Source organism: Streptococcus sp. (assembly GCF_030528045.1).
Taxonomy (GTDB): domain Bacteria; phylum Bacillota; class Bacilli; order Lactobacillales; family Streptococcaceae; genus Streptococcus.
Genome location: NZ_JAUMZR010000065.1, coordinates 1 through 5,586, shown reverse-complemented (window position 1 = coordinate 5,586; position 5,586 = coordinate 1). Strand labels below are relative to the sequence as shown.

5 protein-coding genes are annotated in these 5,586 nt (G+C 40.7%); all 5 read right to left on the bottom strand.

What is annotated here, in order from left to right:
• Nucleotides 1-928, bottom strand: a 928-nt coding sequence (gene gap / locus Q4A91_RS09160) for a type I glyceraldehyde-3-phosphate dehydrogenase (RefSeq protein WP_303214190.1), incomplete at its 3' end; no start/stop codon positions are given.
• Nucleotides 929-1,247: 319 nt separating this feature from the next.
• Nucleotides 1,248-3,899, bottom strand: coding sequence for a bifunctional acetaldehyde-CoA/alcohol dehydrogenase (gene adhE, locus Q4A91_RS09155; RefSeq protein ID WP_303214188.1), 2,652 nt, complete (start codon nt 3,897-3,899; stop codon nt 1,248-1,250).
• Nucleotides 3,900-4,193: 294 nt separating this feature from the next.
• Complete coding sequence (locus tag Q4A91_RS09150) at nt 4,194-4,607, bottom strand: MORN repeat-containing protein (RefSeq protein ID WP_303214187.1); 414 nt, start codon at nt 4,605-4,607, stop codon at nt 4,194-4,196.
• Nucleotides 4,594-5,037 carry a low molecular weight protein-tyrosine-phosphatase gene (locus Q4A91_RS09145; protein ID WP_303214185.1) on the bottom strand — a complete coding sequence of 148 codons (444 nt, stop codon included), beginning with the start codon at nt 5,035-5,037 and terminating at the stop codon, nt 4,594-4,596. The genes Q4A91_RS09150 and Q4A91_RS09145 overlap by 14 nt, the downstream gene beginning before the upstream one ends.
• A gap of 47 nt (nt 5,038-5,084) precedes the next feature.
• The gene (gene yajC, locus Q4A91_RS09140; RefSeq protein ID WP_303214192.1) at nt 5,085-5,405 is read right to left on the bottom strand and encodes a preprotein translocase subunit YajC; all 321 of its coding nucleotides are present in this window, start codon (nt 5,403-5,405) and stop codon (nt 5,085-5,087) included.
• Between the last annotated feature and the right edge of the window lie 181 nt (nt 5,406-5,586).

Below are 5,586 nucleotides of genomic sequence, written 5' to 3'. Positions count from 1 at the left end.
CAACTTTAACCAATTGTTTACCGTCAACGTCAAGAACTTTAGTTTGAGTTGCGTCAAACAATGAACCGTAAGACATACCTACGATATCTGAAGATACGATTGGATCTTCTGTGTAACCGTATGATTCGTTTGAAGCTGCTTTCATAGCTGCGTTCACTTCATCAACAGTAACGTTCTTTTCAAGAACTGCTACCAATTCAGTAACTGATCCAGCTGGAATTGGAACACGTTGTGCAGATCCGTCAAGTTTACCGTTCAATTCTGGGATTACAAGACCGATAGCTTTAGCAGCACCAGTTGAGTTAGGAACGATGTTTGCAGCACCAGCGCGAGCACGGCGAAGGTCACCACCACGGTGTGGTCCGTCAAGGATCATTTGGTCACCAGTGTAAGCGTGGATAGTAGTCATCAATCCTTCTACAACACCGAAGTTGTCTTGAAGAGCTTTAGCCATTGGAGCCAAGCAGTTTGTAGTACATGAAGCACCTGAGATAACTGTTTCAGTACCGTCAAGAACGTCGTGGTTAGTGTTGAATACGATTGTTTTAACATCGTTTCCACCAGGAGCAGTGATAACAACTTTCTTAGCTCCACCTTTAAGGTGTTTTTCAGCTGCATCTTTCTTAGCAAAGAAACCAGTTGCTTCAAGAACGATTTCTACACCGTCAGTAGCCCAGTCGATTTGTTCTGGATCACGTTCAGCAGAAACTTTAACGAATTTACCGTTAACTTCGAATCCACCTTCTTTAACTTCTACAGTACCGTCGAAACGACCTTGAGTTGTGTCGTATTTCAACAAGTGTGCAAGCATAACTGGATCTGTAAGGTCGTTGATGCGAGTAACTTCAACACCTTCTACGTTTTGGATACGGCGGAAAGCAAGACGACCGATACGTCCGAAACCGTTAATACCAACTTTAACTACCATTAGTGATTTCCTCCTTATGAAAATCATGAAAATTTTATTGTGAAAAGAGTAACTTGAATCACTACAAATCACCTTTCAACAAACCTATTATATAACTATTTGAGTTTAATTGCAAGTACGGGCGTTGATTTTCTCTCCTGCTTTTCTACTTTTTCTCCCCCTTTTTATTCATCCATTCTTTTATTTCAAAAGCAAATCTCTATAATCTTTTATAATATCTGCATATTCTCTTCATTATCAAGGTGAAACTACAATTTCAACTCTTTCAGAGTTTACAAAAAAGAGACAGGATAACTCCTGTCTCTAGACTGATAAACAATTATTTGCGACGTCCTGGACGTTCTGCATAACCATAGTAAGCATCTGCCATGATTTCTTCCATGTCAGCTACCATTGGCAAGCGAGGGTTAGCAGGTGAACATTGATCTTCATAAGCAAGCAAGGCAATTTCATGCAAGCTGTCTTTCCAAGCTTTTTCATCAATTCCTTGATCCTTGAAGTTCATCTTGATACCTACTGCAACACCAAGTTCGTAAACAGCTTTAGCGTATGCTTCAACTGCTTCTTCTGGAGTTGAGTGAGGCAAGCCAAGCATTTTCGCGATGTCTTGGAATTTCTCATCAGCTTTCCAGTAGTTGTATTTAGGCCATGTAGTAGTCTTAGATGGACGAGTTCCGTTGTAACGGATAACGTATGGAAGCAAGATAGCATTTGTACGTCCGTGAACAGTATGGTGAACACCACCAATCTTGTGGGCCATTGAGTGGCTCATACCAAGGAAGGCATTGGCGAAAGCCATACCAGCCATTGTAGACGCATTATGCATTTTTTCACGTGCTTCTGGGTCAGCTGTCTTAACAGATTTTTCCAACCATTCAAAGACAAGTTTGATTGTTTGAAGCGCAATACCGTCTGTGTAGTCGTTAGCGAAGTTTGAAGTGTAAGCTTCAGTCGCGTGAGTCAAGACGTCCATACCTGTATCAGCAGCGATGAAGTCTGGAACTGACTCAACCAAAGCAGGATCAACAATCGCAATAGTTGGTGTCAATGAGTAGTCAGCCAATGGGTATTTGCGGTTGTTTTTCTTATCAGAGATAACGGCAAATGGTGTTACTTCTGAACCTGTACCTGAAGTTGTTGGGATACCGATGTACTTCGCTTTCTTACCAAGTGATGGGAAGCGGAAGGCACGTTTACGGATATCCATGAATTTTTGAACCAAGTCACGGAAGTCGATTTCTGGTTGTTCGTAGAAGAGCCACATTACTTTGGCCGCGTCCATTGGAGAACCACCACCAAGAGCGATGATTGTATCTGGTTCAAATGCTTTCATCACTTTAGCACCACGTTCTACAGTTGTGATGTCTGGATCTGGTTCAACATCTGAGAAGACTTGGATAGTTACACGATTGCTACGTGCGTTCAATTGATCAATAACACGTTGAACAAAGCCAAGTTTTTCGATCGATTTGTCTGTAACAATCATAACGCGTTCAATATCTTCACATGTTTGAAGGTATTGGATAGAATTGCGTTCGAAGTAAATTTTTGAAGGAACTTTAAACCACTGCATATTATTTCTACGTTTCCCTACTTTCTTGATGTTTAGAAGGTTGATTGCACTCACGTTATCACCGACTGAGTTGTGTCCATATGAACCACATCCAAGTGTCAATGATGGAATGAAGGCATTGTATACGTCACCGATACCACCGAAAGTAGATGGAGAGTTCCAGATAATACGCATTGCTTTGATTTCTGTACCAAAGCGTTTAGCAAGAGCTTCGTCCTTTGTATGGATGGCTGCTGAGTGACCAAGTCCGTTAAACTCAACCATTTGGCGAGCTTTTGTAAGACCGTCTTCTGTGTCTTCAGCTTTTAGGACAGCGATAACTGGTGACAATTTTTCACGAGTCAATGGTTCTTTCGGTCCTACTTCTGCACATTCCGCAGCCAAGATGTTCGTTCCCTCTGGAACACTAAATCCTGCTTGTTCAGCAATCCATGCTGCTGGTTTACCAACGATGTTTGCATTTAGTTTAGCACCTGCACAGTTTTTGCTGTTAGCTTTCACGCCGAAACAGAACTCTTCAAGAAGTGCTTTTTCTTTTTTGTTTACAAAGTAAGTGTGATATGATTTGAATTCTTCTACAAATTCATCATACACTTCTTTATCAATGATAACCGCTTGTTCTGATGCACAGACCATCCCATTATCAAATGATTTAGACATCACGATGTCATGAGCAGCTTGACGAAGGTCAGCAGATTTTTCTACATAGGCAGGAACGTTTCCGGCACCTACCCCAAGAGCTGGTTTTCCACATGAGTATGCAGCTTTAACCATAGCATTCCCACCAGTTGCGAGGATAGTTGCAACACCTTCGTGGTTCATTAGCGCTCCAGTCGCTTCCATAGATGGCTTTGTAATCCATTGAACACAGTTTTCAGGAGCACCAGCTGCAATCGCTGCATCGCGAACGATTTGTGCTGCGTGTGCTGATGATTCTTGAGCTGATGGGTGGAAGGCGAAAACGATTGGGTTGCGTGTCTTCAAAGCAATCAATGATTTGAAAATCGCTGTTGAAGTTGGGTTTGTTGTCGGAGTGACACCACAGATTACACCGACAGGCTCCGCAATCTTTGTCAAACCTGTAATTGGATCATCTTCAATAACTCCAACTGTTTTAACTCCACGCATATTGTTCACTACGTGTTCGCAGGCAAATAGGTTTTTTGTCGCCTTGTCTTCAAATACTCCACGACCAGTTTCTTCAACTGCGTGTTGTGCAAGGATACCATGTGCGTCAAGTGCGGCAACCGAAGCTTTTGCCACGATATAGTCAACTTGCTCTTGGTTCAACTTGCGCATTTCATCAAGCGCAACCAAGGCTTTTTTCACGAGACCATCGACATGCTTTTCGGCAGCAAGTTGTTTTTCCTCTGGGGTTACTGTTTTTTTATCAGCCATATTATCCTCCATAGCCTTTAAGGATGTTATCCTTTGTTAATTTTTTCACAAGTTTATTATAACTCTTTTTTTATGCTTTGTAAACAGTTTCACAAGCATTTCACAAAGAAATTTTCTAAGATTGTGATTTTTTCTCAATATATCTATACAATAGAGTTTTGTCTGGACGATTGTGAAATTATGGAAAAATTTTTTTTATTTCACAAAGTTTTTCTAGTTGATAGTTATTTATCGAATCCAAGACATGAAAGTGCTTTCTTCTTGATTTTGAAAAATAGTCTCCTAACTTGGAGACTACTGTTTTTGCTGAAAAACGCCTTGTTTAAAGATTCCTTCATAAACAACTTCTTGCTCTGTCGTCAACTTCCCTTGACCTTCAGCCTGACCATTTACAAAATCACCCTCGTATTTCCAGCCATCTTTTGATTGGAAAGTCCCTTTTCCATTAAAGGCTCCATTATTGAAATCACCTGTATATTGGTCTCCGTTTTCAAAGGTCAGGGTTCCTTGACCATTCATTTTTCCTCGTACCAAGGTGCCATCATAAACAAGAGCTCCACCATCAAGTGTCAGGACACCCTTTTTAGGCGTATTTAGCAGAAATACCGAAAGAGTACAGAGTGCTATTACAACTACTGCAATGAGCTCTAACTTAGGACGAGTTAGGTAAACTCTACACTTCTCATAAAATTGTTTAAGCTTTTCCATTATCACTCTCTTTTTCTAATCGATCTAGCCAGCGTTGACATCCACTTGTGATACGAGCATAGGTTTCCTCAAAATCTCCTGTATACCAAGGATCTGGAACACTTTCAGATGCAAAAGGGTAGATCTTATGTTGCAATTCCTGAGGACATATTTGACGCAGATCTGAAACGTTTGAAGCATCCATACCGATAATGTAATCAAACGTTTCAAAATCTTCTCTACGAATCTGGAGTGATGTTTTGTCTTTGTCATAAGGAATCTGATACTGCCGGAAAATCCCCTGCGTTCCCTTGTGAATCGGATTGCCATGTTCCCAAGATGAAGTCGCACGACTCTCAACCTGGTAATCGCTCGTCATGGACTTCATCACAAACTCTGCCATGGGGCTTCGGCAGATATTTCCTAGGCAAACAAATACTATTTTTTTCATCCCTTTTCCTCTCATCTCATAGAAAAACGGGAGTGACAGATCCCGTTTTATTCTTCGATTGCTCCGCCTTCGTCAACAACTGTTCCTTCTGGTGTCACAGCTTCTTTGAGTGGCAAAACGGTCTTAATTGCAGCCAATTCAAAGGTCAAATAGACCCCATCTACATCCAGTACGATTGTACCTTTCTCAGTATCTACTTCATCCACTGTTCCGTAAAGTCCACCAATTGTAATGACTTCATAGCCTTTTCGAAGCTTGTTCAAGCTTTCCATACGCTTTTGTGCTTGTTTCTTTTGAGAACGTTGCATAAAGAACATCAAGGCAAACATACCTACAAGCATGATCAAAAATGTTAAATTTGGACTAATATTTTCCATAGTATTTTCTCCTTTGTATTTTACATAGGACTACTATATCAAATTTCAGCTACTTTTACAAGGTTGTGCCTTGTTTTTATGGTTATAAAAAATCAGAGTTTTCACTCTGATTTTTGTGATTATTTCAAGTTTTGAACGACTTTGACTAGATTTTCTACCGTAAATCCATACT